The sequence below is a fragment of the Nonomuraea sp. NPDC003201 genome (assembly GCF_053590415.1).
On sequence record NZ_JBSFTC010000591.1, the window covers coordinates 1 to 3475 of the forward strand.

The 3475-nt window shown below is 74.0% G+C and carries 4 protein-coding genes; 3 read left to right on the forward strand and 1 reads right to left on the reverse strand.

What is annotated here, in order from left to right; genetic code table 11:
- Together ACWDX9_RS61225 and ACWDX9_RS61230 are read left to right on the forward strand one after the other, a co-directional pair.
- A partial coding sequence (locus ACWDX9_RS61225) for a helix-turn-helix transcriptional regulator (RefSeq protein ID WP_449973102.1) occupies positions 1–631 on the forward strand: 631 nt, incomplete at its 5' end.
- A gap of 10 nt (positions 632–641) precedes the next feature.
- Positions 642–1217: a TetR/AcrR family transcriptional regulator gene (locus tag ACWDX9_RS61230; protein ID WP_363980124.1), complete on the forward strand. Its 576-nt coding sequence runs from the start codon at positions 642–644 to the stop codon at positions 1215–1217.
- A gap of 3 nt (positions 1218–1220) precedes the next feature.
- On the opposite strand, the gene ACWDX9_RS61235 is transcribed toward ACWDX9_RS61230, so the two are convergent.
- Entirely contained in the window at positions 1221–2198 is a 978-nt protein-coding gene (locus ACWDX9_RS61235; RefSeq protein WP_449973103.1) for an Lrp/AsnC family transcriptional regulator, read from the reverse strand.
- A 131-nt stretch (positions 2199–2329) separates the two neighbouring features.
- Between ACWDX9_RS61235 and ACWDX9_RS61240 the strand changes: the two genes are divergently transcribed.
- Positions 2330–3475: MFS transporter (locus ACWDX9_RS61240; protein WP_449973104.1), on the forward strand; the 1146-nt coding region annotated here is incomplete at its 3' end.

Sequence of the window (3475 nt, forward strand, 5' to 3'; positions counted from 1 at the left end):
GCAGCGCGTCGGCGCGCTCGGGGCCGCCACGGTGTCGATGACGTCGGCGAACGGGCCGAGCGTCGATCCGCAGAACCTGGCGGTGCTCGCCTGGACGGCCGCCAACCGCGAACGCCTGCGCTTCGACTACCAGGCGAACGACGGGAGCCGGTCCAGCCGGCTGGTCGAGCCCTACCGCCTGGTGGCCGGCGGGCGCCGCTGGTATCTGCTCGCGTACGACAACGACCGCGACGACTGGCGGATCTTCCGCGTCGACCGGCTCAGCGCCCCGCGGCCGACCGGCGTCCGGTTCGCGCCCCGCGAGCCGCCCGAGCCGGACGCGGCCGCCTTCATCACCCGCAAGATCTACTCGCTCGCCCCCACCTACGAGGTGCGGGCCACCCTGCGCCTGCCGGCCGAGGAGGCGATCGAGCGGCTCGGCGCCGCTCCGGGCGACGTCCGGCCCGTCGACGGGCACAGCTGCGAGCTGCACGGGCACGCCGACACCCTGGAGTGGCTGGCCGCGCGGCTGCTCATGCTCGGCTGCGAGTTCGAGGTGCACGAGCCGCCCGAACTGCTGGCGTACCTGCGGGCGGTGGGCGGCCGCGCCGTCCGGGCCGCCGGTGTTGCCGCGGGCTTTACTGACCTGTAAGTATGAGCGGATGGAGGATCGGCGGCTCAGTCCGGGCGGGCAGCGGTTGCTGGAGGTGGCGACCGAGGTCTTCTACGCCGAGGGCATCCGCGCGACCGGCGTCGACACGCTGGTGGAGCGGGCCGGGGTGTCCAAGCCGACCCTGTATGCCCAGTTCGGGTCCAAGGAGAACCTGGTGGCGGCGGTCCTGGCCCGCCGCAGCGCCGCCCGGCAGGCCGCCCTGAGCGCGTACCTGGCGGGCAGCGACGTCCGGGGCGGGCAGGCGGTGCTGGCGGTCTTCGACTGGCTGGCCGAGGGGCACGGCCGCGAGGGCTTTCGCGGGTGCCCGTTCACCAACGCGGCGGTCGAGCTGCCCGATCCCGGGCATCCGGCGCGGGCGGTGATCTCGGCCTACAAGTCCTGGCTGCGCGGGACGCTCGCCACGCTGGCCGGGCAGGCGGGCCTGGCGCGGCCAGAAGAGGTGGGCGACGCGTTGCTGCTGCTCATCGACGGCGCCAACGCGCGCGTGGTGGTCGACGACGACCGTACGGCGATGCTGCGCGCCAGGGCGGCGGCGGCCAGGCTGATCGGCGCGGCCGGCTCGTGAGGGTCAGGCGCCGGGCCGGAGCGGTCCGGCGTGCTTGAGGGTCCGCAGGACAGGGGCGGTCTCGATGGTGCGGATCTCGGGCAACGCCCCCAGCCGGTGGGTGATGTAGCGGTGCAGGTGATCGGTGCCGGAGCACAGCGCGTGGGCCAGCAGGTTGGTGGGGCCGGTGGTGTGGGCGACGGCGGCGAGCTCGTCGTGGCCCGCCAGGGCGGTGGCCACCTGGTCGAGGTGTGCCGGCGCGATCGCCATCCAGAGCAGCGCCTGGGTCGCGACGCCGAGGAGGACGGGATCGATCTCGAGGTCGAAGAAGATCGTGCCGTGGGCGCGCAGGTCGGCCAGGCGCCGCGCCACCGTGGCCTCGGACCAGCCGGTGCTCCTGGCGAGGTCGGCGTAGCCGGCGCGGCCGTCGTGGCGCAGGGCGTCGAGCAGGGCCTGGTCGGCGCGGTCCAGTGACGGCCGGCCCGACGGCGCGGCGGGCACGTCAGCCGCGGCCGGCCTGAGCTGCCGTTGCTGCCCCTCGTCGAGGGTCTGGGCGATGCCCTGCCACGCGGTGGGCCCGCCCCGGTAGGGGTGGAGCAGGTACTGGGCGGAGACCGACGTGATCCCCGCCTTCCTGGGCAGGTCGTGCAGCAGCATCGAGGGAGGGTCGTCCACGCCGTGCGGGACGTGGACCATGGCGAAGATCTCGGTGCCGCCGGACAGCAGCTTGATCCATGACGTGTCGGGCCGCCGGGCCAGGGCCTGGGCGACGGTACGGGTCGCGGCCGGGCTGGTGGTGAGGCGGACCACCCACTGGCTGCGCCCCACCCGGGACGGGTCGGGCAGCCCGACGACGCGCAGGGAGGCGTTCGCGCGCAGCCGCTGGTAGCGGCGGGCCACGGTCTGGGTGGACACGCCCAGCGCCCGCGCGATGCCGCTGAACGGCGCCCGCCCGTCGATGTGCAGGGCATGGATCAAACCACGGTCCAGATCATCGAGCATGAGCAAATCATGCACGAAATCCGGCTTCGTGGAAAAATCCCCCGAACATCGCGGGCCTTGTGGAATCGCCGATGCCGGTGGCCGCAGCCTTGGTCGCGGAAGTCATCCGTACGACTGAGGGGGACTGGGACATGCCGGTTCGGGAGGATCCGACGGTGGCCTACCGGTGGCGGTGGGTCGTGCTGGGCGCGCTGCTGACCGCCGAGGCGATGAACGTGCTGGACGCGACGATCGTGCAGGTCGCGGCGCCGGTGATCCGCGCCGGGCTCGGCGGCTCCGAGTCCGCCATCCAGTGGTTCAGCTCGGCCTACACGCTGCCGTTCGCGGCGTTCCTGATCTTGGGCGGCCGGTTGGGGGACATGCTCGGCCGCAGGCGGGTGTTCCTGATCGGGATCACCGGGTTCACGCTGGCGTCGTTGTGCTGCGCGCTGGCGCCCGGCGCAGGCGTGCTGATCGGCGCGCGGGCGCTCCAGGGCACGGCCGCCGCCTTGATCATCCCGCAGACGATCGGGTTGATCCGCTCGATGTTCGCCGGAGCCGAGCTGGCCAGGGCCATGAGCACCATCGGGCCGGTCATGGGGCTGTCGGTGATCTTCGGGCCGATGCTCGGGGCCGTGCTCACCCACGCCGATCTGTTCGGCTCGTCGTGGCGGGCGGCTTTCCTGGTCAACGTACCCCTCGCCGTGGCCGTGCTCGCCGTCGGACCCTTGCTCCGCGAGGACCGGGCCGTGCGGCCGCCCCGCCTGGACCTGCCCGGGACCGGGCTGGCGGTGCTGGGTGCCGGGCTGGTGGTCTACCCGCTCATCGAGGGCGGCGACGCCGTCCGGCCGGGGTGGGGCGCGGCCATGCTCGTCGCCGGGGTCCTCGTCCTGGTGGCGTTCGGGCTCCACCAGCGCCGCCGGGCCCGGCGGGGGCGTGCTCCCCTGGTGGAGCCGAGCCTGTTCGGCGACCGGGTCTTCCCGGCCGCGCTGGCGACCTCGACGCTGCTGTTCGCGGTGACCAACGGGCTGATGCTGGTCATCGTGTTGCAGGTGCAGCTCGGCCTGGGCCGCGACGTCCTGACCGCCGGGCTGACCCTGCTCCCGTGGTCGGTCGGGCTGGCGATCTCCTCCGGCATCGTGGGCGCGCGGATGACGCCGCGCCGCCTGTCACGGGTCATGTTCGCCGGGCTCGCCGTCCTGTTCGCCGGGGTGCTCGGGGCTCTGGCCGCCTACGCGGGCGCGTACCCGTGGCCGCTGCTCGCGGCGCTGGCGGTGTGCGGGGCCGGGAACGGCATG